The sequence below is a fragment of the Streptomyces sp. NPDC005151 genome, from assembly GCF_053599875.1.
This window is the reverse complement of the sequence record NZ_JBSFYR010000011.1, coordinates 92,045-111,174: the sequence shown is the minus strand read 5'-3', so window position 1 is coordinate 111,174 and position 19,130 is coordinate 92,045. Positions and strand designations below refer to the sequence as shown.

15 protein-coding genes and 1 pseudogene are annotated in these 19,130 nt (G+C 69.6%); 7 read left to right on the top strand and 9 right to left on the bottom strand.

Annotation, left to right across the window (positions count from 1 at the left end):
• Positions 1-152 precede the first annotated feature (152 nt).
• Positions 153-1,316, bottom strand: a complete 1,164-nt coding sequence (locus ACWD6R_RS09355) for a winged helix DNA-binding domain-containing protein (RefSeq protein ID WP_451818146.1) — start codon at positions 1,314-1,316, stop codon at positions 153-155.
• Between the two features lie 51 nt (positions 1,317-1,367).
• On the opposite strand from ACWD6R_RS09355, the gene ACWD6R_RS09350 reads away from it, so the two are divergent.
• Positions 1,368-1,991 (top strand): hypothetical protein, encoded by a 624-nt coding sequence (locus ACWD6R_RS09350; protein ID WP_451818145.1) that lies wholly within the window; start codon positions 1,368-1,370, stop codon positions 1,989-1,991.
• A gap of 238 nt (positions 1,992-2,229) precedes the next feature.
• On the opposite strand, the gene mgrA is transcribed toward ACWD6R_RS09350, so the two are convergent.
• Positions 2,230-3,270, bottom strand: coding sequence for an L-glyceraldehyde 3-phosphate reductase (mgrA, locus tag ACWD6R_RS09345; RefSeq protein WP_451818144.1), 1,041 nt, complete (start codon positions 3,268-3,270; stop codon positions 2,230-2,232).
• A 200-nt stretch (positions 3,271-3,470) separates the two neighbouring features.
• Between mgrA and ACWD6R_RS09340 the strand changes: the two genes are divergently transcribed.
• The 4 genes from ACWD6R_RS09340 (at position 3,471) to ACWD6R_RS09325 (ending at position 8,942) form a co-directional block, all read left to right on the top strand.
• Positions 3,471-4,232, top strand: coding sequence for an isoprenyl transferase (locus tag ACWD6R_RS09340; RefSeq protein WP_451818143.1), 762 nt, complete (start codon positions 3,471-3,473; stop codon positions 4,230-4,232).
• Between the two features lie 739 nt (positions 4,233-4,971).
• Entirely contained in the window at positions 4,972-6,294 is a 1,323-nt protein-coding gene (locus tag ACWD6R_RS09335) for a PhoH family protein (protein ID WP_451818142.1), read from the top strand.
• 390 nt (positions 6,295-6,684) lie between these two features.
• The gene (locus tag ACWD6R_RS09330; RefSeq protein WP_451818141.1) at positions 6,685-7,389 is read left to right on the top strand and encodes an aggregation-promoting factor C-terminal-like domain-containing protein; all 705 of its coding nucleotides are present in this window, start codon (positions 6,685-6,687) and stop codon (positions 7,387-7,389) included.
• Between the two features lie 134 nt (positions 7,390-7,523).
• On the top strand, positions 7,524-8,942 hold the full coding sequence (locus tag ACWD6R_RS09325; protein ID WP_451818140.1) for an AI-2E family transporter: 1,419 nt from the start codon (positions 7,524-7,526) through the stop codon (positions 8,940-8,942).
• A gap of 68 nt (positions 8,943-9,010) precedes the next feature.
• On the opposite strand, the gene ACWD6R_RS09320 is transcribed toward ACWD6R_RS09325, so the two are convergent.
• On the bottom strand, positions 9,011-9,547 hold the full coding sequence (locus tag ACWD6R_RS09320; protein ID WP_266982030.1) for an alkyl hydroperoxide reductase: 537 nt from the start codon (positions 9,545-9,547) through the stop codon (positions 9,011-9,013).
• A gap of 12 nt (positions 9,548-9,559) precedes the next feature.
• Positions 9,560-10,114 carry a peroxiredoxin gene (locus ACWD6R_RS09315; protein ID WP_266982028.1) on the bottom strand — a complete coding sequence of 185 codons (555 nt, stop codon included), beginning with the start codon at positions 10,112-10,114 and terminating at the stop codon, positions 9,560-9,562.
• 131 nt (positions 10,115-10,245) lie between these two features.
• On the opposite strand from ACWD6R_RS09315, the gene ACWD6R_RS09310 reads away from it, so the two are divergent.
• The gene (locus tag ACWD6R_RS09310) at positions 10,246-11,205 is read left to right on the top strand and encodes a hydrogen peroxide-inducible genes activator (protein WP_451818139.1); all 960 of its coding nucleotides are present in this window, start codon (positions 10,246-10,248) and stop codon (positions 11,203-11,205) included.
• A gap of 125 nt (positions 11,206-11,330) precedes the next feature.
• On the opposite strand, the gene ACWD6R_RS09305 is transcribed toward ACWD6R_RS09310, so the two are convergent.
• From ACWD6R_RS09305 to ACWD6R_RS09295, 3 genes and pseudogenes are all read right to left on the bottom strand, one after another.
• Entirely contained in the window at positions 11,331-11,876 is a 546-nt protein-coding gene (locus ACWD6R_RS09305; protein WP_451818138.1) for a PadR family transcriptional regulator, read from the bottom strand.
• 389 nt (positions 11,877-12,265) lie between these two features.
• Positions 12,266-12,457: a hypothetical protein gene (locus tag ACWD6R_RS09300; RefSeq protein WP_451818166.1), complete on the bottom strand. Its 192-nt coding sequence runs from the start codon at positions 12,455-12,457 to the stop codon at positions 12,266-12,268.
• Positions 12,458-12,555: 98 nt separating this feature from the next.
• Positions 12,556-12,945, bottom strand: a pseudogene (locus tag ACWD6R_RS09295) (SPFH domain-containing protein); the annotation flags it as partial.
• 223 nt (positions 12,946-13,168) lie between these two features.
• On the opposite strand from ACWD6R_RS09295, the gene ACWD6R_RS09290 reads away from it, so the two are divergent.
• Complete coding sequence (locus tag ACWD6R_RS09290) at positions 13,169-15,454, top strand: transglycosylase domain-containing protein (RefSeq protein WP_451818137.1); 2,286 nt, start codon at positions 13,169-13,171, stop codon at positions 15,452-15,454.
• Between the two features lie 92 nt (positions 15,455-15,546).
• Here ACWD6R_RS09290 and ACWD6R_RS09285 read toward each other — a convergent pair whose 3' ends face one another.
• Together ACWD6R_RS09285 and ACWD6R_RS09280 are read right to left on the bottom strand one after the other, a co-directional pair.
• Positions 15,547-17,010 carry a catalase gene (locus ACWD6R_RS09285; RefSeq protein ID WP_451818136.1) on the bottom strand — a complete coding sequence of 488 codons (1,464 nt, stop codon included), beginning with the start codon at positions 17,008-17,010 and terminating at the stop codon, positions 15,547-15,549.
• A gap of 109 nt (positions 17,011-17,119) precedes the next feature.
• Complete coding sequence (locus ACWD6R_RS09280; RefSeq protein WP_451818135.1) at positions 17,120-19,117, bottom strand: SpoIIE family protein phosphatase; 1,998 nt, start codon at positions 19,115-19,117, stop codon at positions 17,120-17,122.
• Positions 19,118-19,130: the final 13 nt, after the last annotated feature.

Sequence of the window (19,130 nt, the reverse complement as noted above, 5' to 3'; positions counted from 1 at the left end):
CGTCGGTCGCCGACTCCCCGTGGCCCTCAAGGCATGGGGGACCCCCATAGCGTGGGCTCCCGCCTCCGCCCTGTGGCGGCACGCACCACGTCGGCACCAGCCGCCACGCGGCGGGCCGCTCCCCGATCCCGGCCCGATCCAGACGAAAGACCTTACGCGTGCGGCCCCACCGTCACCTTCCCCACCGTCAGCTCGGCCGTCCCTTCCAGCACCGCCCCCACCCGCTCCACCTGCTCCTCCAACCCCCGTAGCTGCGCGGCGGTGAGCGGGGACAGCGGCTCCACGGTCACCGCGATCAGGCGGCCCGAGCGGCGCTGGTGCCAGACTCCGGTGACCGTTCCGTCGATCAGCAGCACGGGGAAGTTCCCCGCCTGGCCGCGTGCCAGCGCGCGCTCGTACGCCGCGCCGGGGAAGAACCGCTCGCGCGGCTGGGACGCGATGGCGAACGCGTCGAAATAGGGGAGCAGCCGCACCCCGCGCGCCGGTCCGGCGGGGAATCCGGTGTCGCCCGCCACCAGCCACGCCGTACCGCCGCCTCGGGGGCTCTCGTACGCCACCTCTTCGATCGCCCCGTCCCCGGCCAGCTCCGCGAAGACCGACACCGCCCAACTGTTCGGCGCTGCGAGCCATTTAGCGAAGTGCGCAGGGGTGGCGGGGCCGTACGCGTACAGATAGCGCCGCACGAGTCCGGCGAGCGCCGCCGGACGGTCGAGCGCAGTGGCGCCCGGGTTGGTGTACGTGACCTTCCGGCCCCGGTCCGGGGCGAAGCACAGCACACCGCGGTGGCCCGCCAGATGTATCACCTGCCGCCAGCGCGGCCACAGTTCCTGGAACGCGGGCATCACCCGCTCCCCGGCCCACGGACCCGTGCGGGCGACCACCGCGTCGGACAGCTCGTCGATCGTCAGCTCGGCGCCCGTCAGCGCATCGCCGATCGCCGCCAGGACCTCCTCGGTCTGCCCGGGACTCATCCGGACGTCCTCCGGGAACGGACCGGCCCTGGTGGGAACGGCGGACAACGCGCCGGTCCACATCGGCAGTTCGGCCGCAGGCAGCAGATGTACGGTGCCGCGCGGCCCGTACGTCCTGACCAGGGTGCGGTCGGTCCACAGCGCGGCGCGTACGTCGGCACGCGTCCCGCCCGTCAGCCGCAGCCCGACGGACAGCTCGGCGGCGGACCGCACCTGCGCGTGTGCGGCGAGCATCGCCGCCACGGCGTCGGCGGGGGAGGCGGCCAGAGGGGCGGAGAGACCCTGGCGCTCGATCCGGCGTGCGTTCGCCTCGGTCCAGGTCACGGTTGCTGCTCGGGTCGTCATGATTCGGAAACTAGCGGCCCATTAGGTCAGATGCTGTCCCATACTCGGCCCATGACCTCCGCGAGACGTACAGCTGCGGTCCTGATCGGCGCGACGGTGCTGTTCCTGGCTCCGGCACTGGCGGGCTGCGGGAAAGGGCGGACTCCGAGCGCCGGACCGACCGCCGCCGCCCCGGCCACTGCCTCTGCCTCCGCCACGACGACGACCGCGCCCACGAGCCCGGCTGCCACGAGCGCCTCCGCACCTGTCACGGCGTCCGGCTCCCCGCCCGCCGGCGCGAGTCCGTACCAGGAACCCGGCACCGTGGACGGCGCGCCGCACTACAAGGAGAACCACGCCTTCCAGCAGGCGCGCGAACTGTCCCCGGCCGAACGGGCCGAGGCCGATGCCCGGACCGCGCGGATCAAGGAGGCGCTGACCCCGGCGGCCCAGGACCCGCACACCACCGACTCCGGTGTCCGCGAGGTCCTCACCGGACTGGGCTACACCTCCAGGGCCATCACGACCAGCTCCTGGGGCCACAACCACACGTACCTGATCAACAACGGCCCGATCTGCCTCGAAGGCGTGGTGTACGGCGCGGTGGACGGCGCGAGCCGCGGCCAGGTCAGGGCCGAGGCGCACGGCCGCTCCATCGAGGGCACCGGCTGCGTGAAGCCGGAGGGCGGTCACTGACCTCCGGCCGGGAGTGTCCGGCGTCAAGCCGACGCCTCCGGCAGCGCACCCGCCTCATCCGCCCCCCGGGTGCCGTGCTCGGACCGGAGTCCACCGAATTCGGAGAGTAATTATCGAGTGGCGTGGCACGCAGCATCACTTACGAAGGGTTATGGTGGAAACCCCCCCTCGGGCCGGTCCGTATCCCCCCCCCACGGACCGGCCCGTTTTTTGTACCCGTCCGGCGAAGGCCGGACTCTCAGCCCCGTCCGGCCCAGATGTTGGTGCCGGCGGTGTCCACGGCGAAGGTGTCGATCTCCTTCAGCTCCTCGGCCGACAGTGCCGGTCCGGCGAGCGCCGCGACGTTCTCCTCCAGCTGCTTCACGCTCGAAGCGCCGATCAGGGCCGACGTCATCCGGCTGTCCCGCAGCACCCAGGTGAGCGCCAGCTGGGCGAGTGACTGGCCGCGCCGCTGCGCGATGTCGTTCAGCCCGTTCAGCCGGCGGATCACCTCGTCCGAGAGCAGATCCGGGTCGAGGGACTTGCCCTGGGTGGCGCGCGAACCCTCCGGGATGCCCTTCAGGTACTTGTTCGTGAGCAGCCCCTGGGCGAGCGGCACGAAGGAGATGCAGCCCATGCCGGCCTCCTCCAGCGTGTCGAGCAGCCCGTCGTCCTCGGTCCAGCGGTTGATCATCGAGTAGGACGGCTGGTGGATCAGGGCCGGCACGCCCATCTCCCTGAGCAGCGCGGCTGCCTCGGCGGTCTGCTCCGAGTTGTACGAGGAGACGCCCACGTACAGCGCCTTGCCCTGCTGCACGGCGGAGGCCAGCGCACCCATGGTCTCCTCGAGCGGAGTGTCCGGGTCGAAGCGGTGCGAGTAGAAGATGTCGACGTAGTCGAGCTGCATCCGCTTCAGTGAGGCGTCGAGCGACGACAGCAGATACTTGCGGGAGCCCCATTCGCCGTACGGGCCGGGGTGCATCTCGTACCCGGCCTTGGTCGAAATGATCAGTTCGTCACGGTACGGGGCAAAGTCCTGCTGGAAGAGCTTCCCGAAGTTGAGTTCGGCGGAGCCGGGCGGCGGCCCGTAGTTGTTGGCCAGGTCGAAGTGGGTCACGCCAAGGTCGAAGGCGCGGCGCAGAATCGCCCGCTGGGAGTCCAGCGAGCGGTCGTCGCCGAAGTTGTGCCACAGGCCGAGCGAGACGGCGGGGAGCTTGAGGCCGCTGCGGCCGGTGCGGCGGTACTCCATGGAGTCGTAGCGCGAACCGGCGGCCCGGTAGGAGAGAGAAGAATCAGTCACGTTGCCCTCTTTATCACGGAGCTGTGACAGACCGGGTTGGGCCGGTGCGGTGCCTGCGCAGTAATGTGGCGGCTTCGGGGACTGCCACGGCACGGCGGAGCAACGGACTCTGCGGACCGGTGCGACGATCCCCACGGGGTCGACCCCGGACCCCGGGCAATGGGGCGGGAGGGCCCGCACAGAACCGAGAGGTGAACTCAGTGAACTTGCGCGACCTGGTGTACGGGCTCTACGCACGCCGGGTGGAGGCCCGCCTCGACCACGCCCAGGTGCCCAAGCACATCGGTGTCATCCTCGACGGCAACCGGCGCTGGGCGAAGGCGTCCGGCGGCACGGCCGCGCAGGGACACCAGGCGGGTGCGGACAAGATCCAGGAGCTTCTCGGCTGGTGCAGTGAGACCGATGTCGAGGTCGTCACCCTGTGGCTGTTGTCCACGGACAACTTCGACCGGCCCGAGGCCGAGCTGACCCCGCTCCTCGGCATCATCGAGAACACCGTGTGCGACCTGGCGGCGGACGGCCGGTGGCGTGTCCACCACGTCGGCACTCTCGACCTGCTGCCCGCGCACACGCAGACCGTCCTCAAGGAGGCCGAGCAGGCCACGGCCGGGGTCGACGGAATACTGGTCAATGTCGCCGTCGGCTACGGCGGGCGGCAGGAGATCGCGGACGCGGTCCGGTCGCTGCTGCTCGACCACTCGTCCAAGGGGACGTCCTTCGAGGACCTGGCGGAGATCGTCTCCACCGACCTGATCTCGGAGCACCTGTACACGCGGGGGCAGCCGGATCCGGACCTGGTGATCCGCACGAGCGGCGAACAGCGGCTGTCCGGCTTCATGCTCTGGCAGAGCGCGCACTCCGAGTACTACTTCTGCGAAGTCTTCTGGCCGGCGTTCCGCAAGGTCGACTTCCTCCGCGCGCTGCGCGACTACGCCGCCCGAGGCCGCCGCTTCGGCGGCTGACGACGCGCATCTCCTCCACGGAACCCGTCGGCCGGGTGGGCCTGGACCTGTGTACCCGGAGTCGTCACTTGCCTCCCTCGACGGCACCGGTTCCGTCGGCAATCGCCGGACGGGCTTGAGTGCCCGGCCGGGCCTGCGTGTCGGGGCGGGTCCGAAAACCCGGCCTGTCCGGCGCTCAAGGGCGAAACCCTTTGGGCGGGTGGGCCTGGACCTGTGTGCCCGGGGTTGCCGTTTGCGGCCCTTGATGGCACCGGTTCCGTCGGCAATCGCCGGACGGGGCTGACCGCCCGGCCGGGCCTGCGTGTCGGGGCGGGTCCGAAAACCCGGCCTGTCCGGCGCTCAAGGGCGAAACCCTTTGGGCGGGTGGGCCTGGACCCGCGTGCCCGGGGCGCTGTCTCCGGACGGCCCACATCGGGGGACCGGACCCCCATGGTCGGGGGCATCACCTCGGGCTCACCCGCCCACCTCATGGCGGCATGGCTTCGCGTGTTCGAGGGAATACCCCTGACAGGTCGACGTCCGGTCAAAAACCAGGCGGACGTCGTGTCCAAGTGAGCGGCATGGAGTCCGCTCGCCCGGGAGGCCCTTTGCACACGAAGGACCGTACATACTGTGCGGCTGACGCGGAGGGCCGGCGTTCGGCCCGTGCAAGAGGGTCGCAGCCCGGTCCGTCCTCTCCCTTTGGGATGCTCCGCGACGCCGTCGCACCCCAACCTCGTCCGAGGGGGTACGTCCTTCCGTGGTGACCAGCACAAAGCGCCGCATGCCCGACAGGCGCACCTATGTTCTCGACACCAGCGTCCTGCTGGCCGATCCGAACGCCATGGCCCGGTTCGACGAGCACGAAGTCGTGCTCCCGATCGTCGTGGTCACGGAACTGGAGGCCAAACGGCACCATCCGGAGCTCGGCTACTTCGCCCGGCAGGCCCTGCGCCTGCTGGACGACTTCCGGGTCCGGTACGGTCGGCTGGATGCCCCGATTCCGCTCGGGGATCTCGGCGGGACGCTGCGCGTCGAACTCAACCATTCCGACCCCGGCGTACTGCCCGCCGGCTACCGGTTGGGGGACAACGACTCACGGATTCTCGCGGTCGCGCGCAATCTCCAGGCCGAGGGGTACGACGTCACGGTCGTCTCCAAGGACCTGCCGCTACGCATCAAGGCATCCTCGGTCGGCCTCCTCGCGGAGGAGTACCGCGCCGAGCTCGCCGCCACCGACTCCGGCTGGACGGGCATGTCGGAACTGCCCCTCTCCGCCGAACAGGTGGATCTGCTCTTCGGAGAGGAGACGCTCTACGTCCCCGAGGCCGCCGACCTGCCCGTGCACACCGGACTGGTCCTGCAGTCCGAGCGCGGCAAGGCGCTCGGCCGGATCACCGCCGAGGGCAATGTGCGCCTCGTCCGCGGCGACCGGGAGGCCTTCGGGATCCATGGCCGCAGCGCCGAGCAGCGCATCGCTCTCGATCTGCTGCTCGACCAGGACGTCGGCATCGTGTCGCTGGGCGGCCGGGCCGGCACCGGCAAGTCGGCGCTGGCGCTCTGCGCCGGTCTGGAGGCCGTCCTGGAGCGGAGGCAGCACCAGAAGGTGATGGTCTTCCGGCCGCTGTACGCGGTCGGCGGCCAGGAGCTCGGCTATCTCCCCGGCACCGAGGCCGAGAAGATGAGCCCGTGGGCGCAGGCCGTCTTCGACACGCTCTCGGCGGTCGCCGGGCGCGAGGTGATCGAGGAGGTGCTGGGGCGCGGGATGCTGGAGGTTCTGCCGCTCACCCACATCCGGGGCCGCTCGCTCCACGACGCGTTCGTGATCGTCGACGAGGCGCAGTCGCTCGAACGGAACGTCCTGCTGACCGTGTTGTCCCGGATCGGGGCGAATTCCCGAGTCGTGCTCACGCATGACGTGGCGCAGCGGGACAACCTCCGGGTCGGCCGGTACGACGGAGTCGTCGCCGTGGTCGAGAAGCTGAAGGGCCATCCGCTCTTCGCGCATGTCACGCTCACCCGTTCCGAGCGCTCGCAGATCGCCGCGCTGGTGACCGAAATGCTGGAGGAAGGCCAGATCTGACACGGGATACGACCATTGATGCCGCCCGGCGAGCCAAAGAGCGTAGCCGGGCGGCATCGTGCTGCGGCACCTTTTCCGGAAAACACGTGGACCAAACGGGGTGTGAGCTTTCACACGCAACAGAGAATTGCTTCGCGGCGGCCCGTTCCGGCAGAGTCTTGCTTCCGTCAGGCCCCGCATACGGCACACCCGCACCTCCAGAGGTGCCACGCATCAGACAACTCAACAATTGCCGTCCGTATGCCGCCCGCGAGCACCACGCGGCACTCCTCCAGGGGAGTTGCCCACCGGGCCCGTGCCTCCCGTGACCCAAGCAGTAGGGAGGCCAGCGTCAGGGGCACGATTGCGTCCGCGAGGTCACCTAAGCGGGCGATGCTGGAAGGACACCGTGTGAGCCGGATCTCGGTCCGGGGGTTCGCCGTGGCATCTGCCACAGCCGTAACCACCGTTGGCGCCGTCGTAGGCGTTGCCTCGGGCAGCACTCCTGCTGCCGACGACAACAACTTCGAGGCGACCGCAGCCGACACGACGCTTCTCGCCGACATCCCTGCGGGCCAGCAGGCCCAGGTGCAGACCGCCTCGCTGACGCAGCAGGCGGACGCCCAGGCATCCGCAGCCGACGCGGCAGCGAAGAAGTCCGTGGAAGAAGCGGCCCGCATCCAGGCCGCCAAGGACGCCGGGTCGAAGAAGCAGGCGGCCGAGGACAAGCTGGAGAAGGAGCGTCAGGCCAAGAAAGACGCCGAGCGCGCCAGCCGGTCCGAGGTGCGCAGCGCCTCCGCGTTCGCCACGCAGGGCTCGTACACCGTGGCCGAGATCCAGGCGATGGCGCGTCAGATGATGCCCGCCGACCAGTTCCAGTGCTTCAGCAACATCGTGAACGTCGAGTCGAGCTGGAACTACCTGGCGGTCAACAAGTCTTCCGGTGCCTACGGCCTCGTCCAGGCGCTGCCCGGCTCGAAGATGTCGACCGCCGGAGCCGACTGGCAGACCAACCCGGCCACGCAGATCAAGTGGGGCCTCAGCTACATGAACAGCAGCCGCTACGGCAGCCCGTGCGCGGCCTGGTCCTTCTGGCAGGCGAACCACTGGTACTAGAACCTCCCGAGGTTCCGGTCTCAACCTTGCGAAGCCCCTCACCGTCCTACGGTGAGGGGCTTCGCGCGTGTACCGTCGTCCGGACGACTCCGGGGGGAGTGGTGGGGAGAGAACTCGGGGGTAGAAGAACACTCATGTCGAAACTGCCAGGATGGCTCGGGCGGCTGGGCGCCGAACTGACCGAGCTGGGCGACCGCCTGGAGGAACGTCGCGTCGCGGCGGAGGCCGAGGGGGATCTCGTGGGGGACAGGGACGCGCAGGCCGAAGTCCCGGTCGCGGTCGTCGCCGCGGTGTCCACCGGCGAAGACCGGTCCACCGACCCCGGCCCGGTCCCGGCGCCGCCCGGCTACGCACCCGCGGTCGCCGCCCGCCCCGATCCGGTCGCGGCGATCCCCTGGGGGATGCGCGTCGCGGCCGAGGCCGGCTGGCGGCTGCTCGTCCTCGCGGGCACGCTCTGGGTGCTGATGAAGGTCATCAGCGCCGTACAGCTGGTGGTGCTGGCGTTCGTCGCCGCACTGCTCGTCACCGCGATGCTGCAGCCGACCGTCTCCCGGCTGCGGCGGTACGGGCTGCCACGGGGTCTCGCCACCGCCGTCACCGCGGTCCTGGGCTTCGTCATCATGGGCCTGGTCGGCTGGTTCGTGGTCTGGCAGGTCCTGGACAACCTCGACACTCTCTCCGACAAGGTGCGGGACGGTATCGACGAGTTGAAGCGATGGCTGCTCGACAGCCCCTTCCATGTCACCGAGCAGCAGATCAACGATGTCGCGAAGAATCTCAGCGACACCATCGGCACCAACACCGAGGAGATAACCTCCGCCGGACTCCAGGGCGTCACCGTGATGGTGGAGGTCCTCACCGGGATGCTGCTGGCGATGTTCTCGACGCTCTTCCTGCTGTACGACGGGAAGCGCATCTGGCACTGGGTGCTGAAGCTGGTGCCCGCGCAGGCGCGGCCGGGTGTCGCGGGCGCCGGGCCACGTGCCTGGCGGACACTGACCGCCTATGTGCGGGGCACGGTGCTGGTCGCCCTGATCGATGCGATCTTCATCGGGCTCGGCATCTGGTTCCTCGATGTGCCGATGGCGGTGCCGCTCGCCGTCTTCATCTTCCTCTTCGCCTTCATCCCGCTCGTCGGCGCGGTGATCTCCGGAGCGCTCGCGGTGGTCGTCGCACTGGTCACCGAGGGCGTGTTCACCGCGCTGATGGTGCTGGTCGTGGTGCTGGCCGTGCAGCAGATCGAGGGCCATGTGCTGCAGCCGTTCATCCTCGGCCGTGCGGTACGAGTCCACCCGCTCGCCGTCGTCCTCTCGGTCGCCGCGGGCGGCATGGTCGCGGGCATCGGTGGTGCGGTCGTCGCGGTGCCGCTGGTCGCCGTCACCAACACGGTGGTTGGCTATCTGCGGACGTACGGGCAGGAGGAGGCGCTGCGGCACACACCGCAGCCGCGCGTCGCCACGGCCGTCGGCGTCGCCTCGACCCGGGCGCCGGGACCGCCACCCAAGGACCACGGCGACGCCGATATGGAAGCGGCGCAGCCGGCGACGGAGTAGGGCAGAAAGAAGGGCCCCGAGGACGGTCGGTCGTCCTCGGGGCCCTTCTCGTATCAGGGGTACTGCTGTTACTGCTCGGCGAGCACGGCCTCGGCTTCGAGGGTGACGCCGACCGCCTGGATCACCGAGGCGATCTTGACGGCTTCCTGGATGGTCTCACGGTCCACGCCGGCCTTGCGCAGCACCTGCTCGTGGGAGTCCAGGCACTGACCGCAGCCGTTGATCGCGGAGACGGCGAGCGACCACAGTTCGAAGTCGACCTTCTCCACGCCCGGCTTGCCGATGACGTTCATCCGCAGACCCGCACGGAGTGTCCCGTACTCGGGGTCCGACAGCAGGTGCCGGGTCCGGTAGAAGACGTTGTTCATCGCCATGATGGCGGCCGCCGACTTCGCCGCGGTGTACGCCTCGGCGGAGAGGTTGGCCTTGGCCTCCGGCTCCAGCTCGCGCAGCACCTTCGGCGAGCGCGAGGCGATCGCACAGGCGAGGACGGTGCCCCACAGCTGCTGCTGCGGAAGTTCGCTGTTCCCGATGACCGAACCGAGGTTCAGCTTCAGGTCCTTGGCGAAGTCCGGAACAGCGGCCTTCAGTTCGTCGAGTGCCATGTCGGTGTCAGCTCACTCGCCGGAGAGGAGCGCGACCGGGTCCAGGGTGTTCTCGCCCTTGGTCCAGTTGCACGGGCACAGCTCGTCGGTCTGCAGGGCGTCGAGGACCCGGAGGACCTCCTTGGGGTTACGGCCCACGGAACCGGCGGTCACCATCGTGAACTGGATCTCGTTGTTCTGGTCGACGATGAAGACGGCGCGCTGAGCGAAGCCGTCCTCGCCCTCGATGCCGAGGTCACGCATGAGCTCGTGCTTCGAGTCGGCCATCATCGGGAAAGGCAGGTCGGTCAGGTCCGGGTGGTCCTTGCGCCAGGCGTGGTGCACGAACTCGGAGTCACCGGAGAAGCCGAGGACCTGGGCGTCACGGTCGGCGAACTCGTCGTTCAGCTTGCCGAAGGCGGCGATCTCGGTGGGGCACACGAAGGTGAAGTCCTTCGGCCACGCGAAGACGATCTTCCACTGACCCTCGTAGGTCTTGTGGTTGATCTGCTCGAACTCCTTGCCGCTCTCCAGCGAAACACAAGCAGTCAGGTCGAACTCGGGGAACTTGTCACCGACAGTGAGCACGCGCTCTCCTTGCAGCGTAGGAATTCCCTTTTGTGGGAGTTCCTGAGGGTTGGACGGTGTCCACCATGACACAGAGGGCATTGATCGCGGAAATAGCTACACTTGGTCGTGATGATCGGAGGTGCCTATCAGTGGCGCAGCGTAACCAGGGTAATCGCCCCAAACAGCCCAGCCTGTCGCAGCTGCGCGCCTTCGCGGCCGTGGCCGAACATCTGCACTTCAGGGATGCGGCGGCAGTAATCGGGATGAGTCAGCCCGCGCTCTCCGGAGCCGTGTCCGCGCTGGAGGAGACGCTCGGTGTCCAGCTCATCGAGCGTACGACGCGCAAGGTACTGCTCTCGCCCGCCGGGGAACGGCTCGCGGTGCGGGCCCGGGTGGTGCTGGAGGCCGTGGGCGAGCTGATGGAGGAGGCCGAGGCGGTCCGGGCGCCGTTCACCGGAGTGCTCAGACTCGGTGTGATCCCGACCGTCGCCCCGTATCTGCTGCCGGCCGTGCTGCGGCTGGTCCATGACCGCTATCCGGAGCTCGACCTCCAGGTGCACGAGGAACAGACCTCGTCGCTGCTTGAGGGGCTGGCCGTGGGAAGGCTGGATCTCCTGCTGCTCGCCGTGCCTCTCGGGGTGCAGGGGGTGAGTGAACTTCCGCTCTTCGACGAGGACTTCGTACTGGTGATGGAGCGGGACCACTGGCTGGGCGGCCGGTCCGACATTCCGCGCGAGGCGCTGCGCGAGCTTCCGCTGCTGCTGCTCGACGAGGGGCACTGCCTGCGCGACCAGGCCCTCGACATCTGCCGGGAGGCGGGCCGTACGGAGGGGGCGCCGGTCACCACGACCGCGGCCGGGCTCTCCACGCTGGTGCAGCTGGTCGCGGGCGGACTCGGGGTGACACTGCTGCCGCGTACCGCCGTGACCGTCGAGACCGCCCGCAACGACGCGCTGACCACCGGGTACTTCGCGGAGCCCGCGCCGTCGCGGCGGGTGGCGCTGGGCATGCGGACAGGGGCGGCCCGGCAGGGCGAGTTCGAGGAGTTCGCGGCGGCGCTGCGGGAGGCGATGAAGGCGCTGCCGGTACGGGTGACGACGGGCGCGTAGAGCAGGAGGAAGGGGTGCGGTCCCCCCGGGGAGGACCTCCCCCTTGCGGCTGCCGCGCCATCACTCCGTGCGCAGGCCGTCCGGCCGCATCAGGCGCCATAGCGATGGCAGCAGGTCGTGGGCGGTCAGCAGGGAACCGGCGGGGGGCACGGGTTCACCACCTTCGCGAGCTGGCCGAGTCGCGCGGCGGTCAGTTCCAGCCAGCGGAGGTCGGCTTCGAGGTGGAACAGCGCGTGGTCGCAGATCAGCTGGTCGGCCAGGTCGCCCTTGCGCTTGCGGTCGGTGAGGATACGCGTCAGGCGCAGGTGCTCGGAGCGCTGGGCGTCCAGCAGATCGGCGGCGCTGCGGCCGGTGAGCAGGGCCAGGACGACCTTGGTGTAGAGCGTCGACTGGAGATACGGCTCCGGCTTCTCGGGCTGGGCGAGCCAGGCCGAGACATCGGTGATCCCGGCCTCGGTGATGGCGTACCGCTTGCGCTCGGGGCCGCCGCCGCTCTCGATGCCGTCGATTTCGACGAGGCCGTTCTTGAGGAGCCGGGACATGGTCGAGTAGACCTGGCCGTAGTGCAGGGGGCGGTCGTGGCCGAACTTCTCGTCGAACGTGCGCTTGAGGTCGTAGCCGTGGCGGGGGCCGGACTCCAGGAGTCCCAGCAGGGTGTGGCCGATAGACATGTCCAGCACTGTACGCGGTGTGTATACCTAGGGTGTATACCCGATCCCGGGCCGGTCCGATGAGCCTTCCCATACCCTTTTCCGAAACCGCGCGCGCTGCCGGCCCCCTGGCCCCCGGTCCTCGAGTGCAGGACGACCAGGACCCTCCGACGCCCGCACGACGGCACTGCTCACCATCATCGGAACCCGGAAGTTCACCCCGGCCCGGCCATGAGGCGAGCCGCTACCGCAGGCGCACCGGATTCTGTGCGCCGCCGGATACGGCTCCGGCGGGCCGGCTCGGCCTCCTGCGCTCCGCGCGTCACCTATCAATGCAGGCGCGGGCAATGTCGAGCACAGGACCTGCCCAAGGGCTGTCCCGTCATCCCTGGCGGGCGCGCGGTCGAGGGCTACTCGTCCCCCTCGGGGGCCGGTGGACGTGGGGGGCGGCCGCGGCGGGGCAGGGGGCCGGCGGCGCGCGGCAGGCGGCCCGCCTCCGCCAGCGCCCTCCGCAGCAGGAACTCGATCTGTGCATTCGCGCTGCGCAACTCGTCCGACGCCCACCGCGCCACCGCGTCATGCACCGCCGGATCCAGCCGCATCAGTACCTGCTTGCGGGCGGGTGGCCTGTTTCCTGTCACTGGTACAGGGTGCCTGTATTGAGCACCGGCCGCGCCGCCCGGTCTCCGCACAGCACGACCGTGGTGAGCGGATTGATCCAGCGCAGTCCGTCGGCGCGGATCGTGCCGACATACCGGCCGGAGAGCTGGATGACGCGGGCCTCGCCGGGCGCGACCATCTTTACGCCGCTCATGCAGAGGAACGAGGCGATGACGAGCAGCAGTCCGAGGACGAAGAGCGGGATCCCCGCCCCGTTGTGCCCGTTCGCGCCCAGGACGCCACCGGTGATCGCCAGGCCGACGCCGAGGAAGACGCCGAGGAAGACGCCGAGGGAGACGCCGAGGGAGACGCCGAGGACGGTCAGGAGGAGACCGAGGCCGCCGGGAATGGGGTGGGCCGTGGTCTCCCGGGCCTGGGGTTCCGGCATCGCGGGGATCGGGTCGGTGTGCGAAGCGGGGTGGTCGGTCATGGAATCCCCCTGTTCGCCTGGTCGAAGAGTAGTAGCAATCTGTTATCGGATTAACTGTCCTCGCAACCTTGCGCACCTCTCGTGAGTCGGTTCCCTAAGGAATGGGTGCTGATTGTCACGTCCGCAAAGGACCGGATCTCTTGCTTTTTGTCCCCACCGACAGTGTTAGCTGGCTGGGCCGAGGGGGATCCGGACGAGCAGAGAAACAGGGAGCAACACAGCGATGGGTCGAGCGGATGCGCGACGAGCCCAGCAGCGCGGTGCGCGACGGGCTACGAAGAGCGGCGGCATACGCAGACTCTTCACGTGGAAGAAACTGCTGGGCACGTTCTTCGGGTTCTGCCTGCTCGGCATGGGCGCGTTCCTCGTGCTCTACATGATCGTGGACGTACCCGAGGGCAACGCCCAGGCCAAGCTCCAGAGCAACGTCTACAAGTACCCCGACGGCACCGTGCTGGCCCGCACGGGCGAGGTCAACCGGGAGATCGTGGGTCTCTCCGAGGTCCCCAAGGACGTGCAGCGGACCTTCGTCGCCGCCGAGAACAAGTCCTTCTACACGGACCAGGGCGTCGACTTCAAGGGCACCGCGCGCGGTCTGATCAACACGATGTCCGGCAAGGGCAAGCAGGGTGGCTCGACCATCACCCAGCAGTACGTCAAGAACTACTACCTGGACCAGGACCAGACGGTCACCCGCAAGCTCAAGGAGCTGGTGATCTCCCTCAAGGTCGACCAGAAGAAGAGCAAGAACGACATCCTCGCCGGGTACATCAACACCAGCTACTACGGCCGCGGCGCCTACGGCATCCAGGCCGCCGCGCAGGCGTACTACGGCAAGGACGCCCGGGACCTGGACGTCGCCGAGGGCGCCTACCTCGCGGCGCTGCTCCAGGCGCCGAGCCAGTACGACTGGGCCGTCGCCACGCCCACCGGCAAGCGACTGGTCAAGGAACGCTGGAACTACGTACTGAACAACATGGTCGACGAGCACTGGCTGGACGCCGGCAAGCGCCAGGGGCTGGAATTCCCGGTGCCGCACGACCCCAAGCCCGCGGACGGTCTCACCGGCCAGAAGGGCTACATCGTCAACGCGGCGCGGGCCGTGGTGCAGAAGCAGCAGCACCTCAGCGACGCGCAGTTCGACGCCGGCGGCTGGACCATCACGGTCACCATCGACAAGAAGAAGCAGCAGCAGCTGGAGAAGTCCGTCAAGGCCCGGCTGACCAGCAAGCTCGACACGAAGGGCCGCAGCGTCGACAAGGACGTGCAGGCCGGCGCGGTCTCGGTGAATCCGAAGACCGGAGCGGTCGTCGCCCTGTACGGCGGCACCGGGCTGACCGAGCACTATTACTCCAATGCCACCCGGCGCGACTACCAGCCCGCCTCCACCTTCAAGCCGATCATCCTCGCCGCTGCGCTCGACCAGGAGTCCCAGACACAGGACGGGCAGCCGATCACCGCCAACACCCGGTACGACGGCAACAGCCGGCGCCCGGTCCAGGGCAGTGACATCGCCTTTGCGCCGCCCAACGAGGACAACGTGAACTATGGCCCGGTCACTGTCCAGACGGCGATGAACAAGTCCATCAACTCCGTCTTCGCGCAGATGGGCGTGGACGTCCACATGGACAAGGTGATGCAGACCGCGGGCAAGCTCGGCATGAACGTCGAGGGCCTGCCGGTCGTGCCGGCACAGACCCTCGGCTCGATGGGCGCGAGCCCCATGGAGATGGCCGGGATCTACGCGACGCTCGACAACCACGGCAAGAAGGTCACCCCGTCGATCGTGAAGTCCGCCTCCCTGCAGGGCGGCGCCCCGATCGCGCTGCCCGACCCGATCGGCGAGCAGGTGATCAGCCGCCAGGCCGCGGACTCGGTGACCTCGGTGCTGACCGGCGTGGTCGACGACGGCACGGCCCGGGTCTCGGTGCGCGAGGCCCCGGGCCGCGGCGGCCAGCAGGTGGCCGGCAAGACGGGTACCTCGGACAACAACAAGTCGGCCTGGTTCACCGGCTACACCCCGAAGCTCGTCACCTCGGTCGGTCTCTTCGGTGAGGCCGCCGAGTCCCACAAGGGGGCCGACGGCAAGCAGATCCAGAAGGGTTCGCAGGTCACCCTGAAGGGCGCCGCGGGCGGCGGCCGCGTCAACGGCGGTGGCTTCCCGGCCGAGATCTGGGCGGACTACACGTTCCAGGTGATGGGCGGGGCCAGCACCTTCGACCTCGACACGAACATGGGTGCAGCCGTGGCGCCGCCGCCGCCGCCGTCCTCGACCTCGCCGAGCCCGAGCGAGCAGCCGTCGGAGTCGGCCAGCCCGTCGGGCGAGCCGTCCAGCGAGGCACCGTCCTCCGAGCCGCCGGCGGACAGTCCGCCCCCGTCGACGCCGTCCGACCCGACGCCCTCGGGCGACACGTCGAGCGGGCCGCCGACCCTCCCGGACCCGACGGACAGCACCGCAGTCCCGCTGAAACCGGCGGACGGCAGGCAGAACAGCCGCCCGCAGGGCTGACGCGGCTCACGCACAGCTCACCCGGCTGATACGGCGAAGGGTGCCACGGATACGCTCCGTGGCACCCTTCGCCGTGTGTCCGGCGTGCGCGGTCAGCCGCTGTTGACCTCCTTGGCGACCCGGTCGCCGAGGTCCTTGTCCACGTTGCGCCAATACTGCAGCGCCCGTTCCAGGACCGGGCGGCTCACACCGTCCAGGAGATGGCCGGAAATGTTCGACACGAGCCGCTCGCGCGCCGCGTCGTCGAGCACCTTGCGGACCATGGTGCCCGCCTGGCCCCAGTCGTCGTCCTCGCGGTGCAGCTTGTACGCCTCGTGGACCATCTCGCCCGCCGTGGCCCAGCCCGCCGGGTCGCCGAAGCGCTCGGTGTCCGCGGCCGGTCCGCCGTACGAGTTCGGTGCGTAGACCGCTCCCGTGCGCGCCGGCTCGTACCGCATCGGGCCGTCCTTCGCGTACGAGTTCCGGCCGAAGCGCGGCCGGTTCGGAGGCAGCTGCGCGTAGTTCGGGCCGATCCGGTACCGGTGGGTGTCGGGGTACGAGAAGAGCCGGCCGAGCAGCATCTTGTCGGGCGACGGACCGATGCCGGGCACCAGGTTCGACGGCTCGAAGGATGCCTGCTCGATGTGGACGAAGAAGTCCTCGGGGTTCTCGTTCAGCGTCATCCGGCCGACCTCGATCAGCGGGTAGTCGCCGTGCGGCCACACCTTGGTCAGGTCGAACGGGTTGAACCGGTAGTCCGGTGCGTCGTCGAACGGCATCACCTGGACGTACAGCGTCCAGCTCGGGTGATCGCCGCGCTTGATCGACTCGAACAGGTCGCGGCGGTGGACGTCGCCGTCGATACCGGCCACCTCGTCGGCATCGGCCTGGGTGTAGAAGTCGATGCCCTGGTCGGTCTTGAAGTGGTACTTGATCCAGAACCGCTCGCCACCCGCGTTCACCCACATATAGGCGTGCGAGCTGTAACCGTTCATGTTGCGGTACGTCTTCGGGATGCCCCGGTCGCCCATCAGCCACGTCACCATGTGCGCGGACTCGGGGGAGAGGGTCCAGAAGTCCCACTGCATGTCGTGGTCACGCATCCCGCTCTCCGGGCGGCGCTTCTGCGAGCGGATGAAGTCCTGGAACTTCATGGGGTCCCGGACGAAGAAGATCGGCGTGTTGTTGCCGACCATGTCGTAGTTGCCGTGCTCGGTGTAGAACTTCAGCGCGAAGCCCCGGGGGTCGCGCCAGGTGTCGGGGGAGCCCTGTTCGCCGGCGACCGTGGAGAATCGGGCGAGCATGGCGGTCTGCTTGCCCGGTTGGAAGAGGTCCGCCTTGGTGAACTGACTGACGTCGTTGGTCACGACGAAGGTGCCGTAGGCCCCGGAGCCCTTGGCGTGTACCACCCGTTCGGGGACCCGTTCACGGTTGAACTGGGCCATCTTCTCGATGAGGTAGTGGTCCTGGAGCAGGATCGGACCGTCGGATCCGACGGTCAGCGAATGTTCGTCGCTCTCCACCGGGATCCCGGCGTTGTTCGTGGTGTAAGGAGTGTTCTTGGTTTCCTCGGACACGAGCGTCCTCCCGTCGGTGCGGGGTGTCGGTCAAATCGTCCAGGCGGCGCCCGGTCACGACTGAAGTCAACTCCGACGACGGGAGGATGGCAACATGTGGAGATCGTCCCTACTTGTCCAAATTTGGCGAGGCGCTGTTACTGGCTGCGGTCGGCATCTCGAACCAGACGACCTTGCCGGTCGACAGCCGGGTCGCCCCCCACCGCCTGGCCAGCCGGTTCACCAGGAACAGCCCGCGGCCGCCCTCGTCCATGTCGCGTGCCCGGCGCTGCCGGGGCAGCTGCGGGGCGTCGTCACCGACCTCGCAACGCAGGATGTCGGTCCGCAGCAGCCGCAGCGTGACCGGCCGCTCCGCGTACCGCACAGCATTGGTGACCACCTCGCTGACCAGCAGCTCCACCGAGTCCGAGAGCTCGTCCAGCCCCCACCGGCTGAGCGCCCTGCGGGCCAGCCGGCGGGCACGTCCGGGGGCGGAGTCCTCCGGTTCCAGGAACCAGTACGCGACATCGCTCGGCGCGATCCCGTCGAAGCGGGCGGCGAGCAGCGCGATGTCGTCGTCCCGGTCGCCGGGGCCGAGCATGTCGAGCACGTCGTCGCAGAGCGCCTCCAGCGGCGGCGAATGGTCCGGTCCGGTGAGCCGGGCGGTGGCGGCGATCCGCTCGCGCAACTGCTCGATCCCGGTCCAGACGTCCCGCAGCCGGGACTCCACCAGACCGTCGGTGTACAGCAGCAGCGTGGCACCCGAGGGCGCGTCCAGCTCGACCGCCTCGAAGTCGACCCCGCCGACGCCGATCGGGGCACCGGGCGGCACCCGAAGCACCTCGGCGCGGCCGTCCAGGTGGAGCAGGACGGGCGGCGGGTGCCCGGCGTTGGCGATGGTGATCCGGTGCGCGACCGGGTCGTAGACCGCGTACAGGCAGGTCGCCATGCGGTCGCTGCCGAGCCGCTGCGCCTGCTCGTCGAGGTGGTGCAGGACCTCCTGCGGCGGCAGGTCGAGCCCGGCGAGGGTCTGCGCGGTGGTACGCAGCTGCCCCATGATCGCCGCGGAGGTCATGGAGTGGCCCATGACGTCGCCGACGACCAGGGCGACCCGGCTGCCGGGCAACGGGATCGCGTCGTACCAGTCGCCGCCGACCCGGGCGGTCTCGGCGGCCGGGAGGTAGCGGGAGGCGAGCCGGACACCGGTGGGCTGCGGCAGTGAGTCGGGCAGCATGGTGCGCTGCAGCTCGTCGGCGATGTACGCCTCGCGTCCGTACAGCACGGCCTTGTCGATGCCGAGCGCGGTGTGCGTCGCCAGCTGTGCGGCGACCAGCAGATCGTTGGCCTCGAAGGGGGGCCGCTCGGTCCCGCGCAGGAAGACGGCAGCACCGATCACCCTCCGGCGGCCGCGCAGCGGGGCGAGGATCGCCCGGTGGCCGGAGGGTACGGTGCGCCCGGCGCCGAGCAGCTCGGGCAGGGCGACGCGGGCCGTCGCGGAGTCACCGAAGACGGGCCGTACGCCGCGCAGCACCTCGGCGAGCGCGCCGCCCGCCCGGACCTCGCAGAGCTCGGCCGCGGGCATCAGATCGGCGTGCGGGTCGAGGGCGGGCAGCCGCAGCCGCTCGCTCTCCGCGGAGGGGGAAGCATCGGACTCGTCGTCGCTTAAACGCAGCCGGTCGGACCGGCGCAGCCGCAGCACGAACGGGATGGCGGGGCGCTCGTCGCCGACCGGGAGCGGGTCGCGGAGGTAGACGAGTATGGCGTCGGAGAACGTCGGCACGCTGGCCCGGCACAGCCCCAGGACGATCTCGTCCAGGTCTATGCCGCGGGCGATCCGGCGGGTCGCGGCGCCCACGAAGCGCAGCCGGTCGCCCTCGCGGCGGGCCACCGCCTGCGGGTCCGGTCCGGCCGCGGCGGCGCTCGGCGCGGTCGCCGGGTTCGGTGCGCCGGCGGGGCCGGGAACCGCCGTGGGATTCGAGCCGGAGCCGGGCGCCGGGGCCGGCCCCGGGATCGCTGCGGCGGCAGGCGCGGCCTGCGGCGCGGCATCCTGCTGCCGCGGCCGGGCGCGTTCCTGCGACCGGGCGGCGAGAGGCTGCCGGCCTTCGTGGGAGGTGGGGTGCTCCGTCACGCGTGGGGTTCCG

Excerpts from the sequence above, each read along its gene's own strand:
- ACWD6R_RS09355 (WP_451818146.1), bottom strand. The coding sequence starts at position 1,316 with ATGACGACCCGAGCAGCAACCGTGACCTGGACCGAGGCGAACGCACGC.
- ACWD6R_RS09325 (WP_451818140.1), top strand. The coding sequence starts at position 7,524 with ATGTCGAAACTGCCAGGATGGCTCGGGCGGCTGGGCGCCGAACTGACC.
- ACWD6R_RS09300 (WP_451818166.1), bottom strand. The coding sequence starts at position 12,457 with ATGCGGCTGGATCCGGCGGTGCATGACGCGGTGGCGCGGTGGGCGTCG.
- ACWD6R_RS09320 (WP_266982030.1), bottom strand. The coding sequence starts at position 9,547 with ATGGCACTCGACGAACTGAAGGCCGCTGTTCCGGACTTCGCCAAGGAC.
- ACWD6R_RS09290 (WP_451818137.1), top strand. The coding sequence starts at position 13,169 with ATGGGTCGAGCGGATGCGCGACGAGCCCAGCAGCGCGGTGCGCGACGG.
- ACWD6R_RS09305 (WP_451818138.1), bottom strand. The coding sequence starts at position 11,876 with ATGTCTATCGGCCACACCCTGCTGGGACTCCTGGAGTCCGGCCCCCGC.
- ACWD6R_RS09350 (WP_451818145.1), top strand. The coding sequence starts at position 1,368 with ATGACCTCCGCGAGACGTACAGCTGCGGTCCTGATCGGCGCGACGGTG.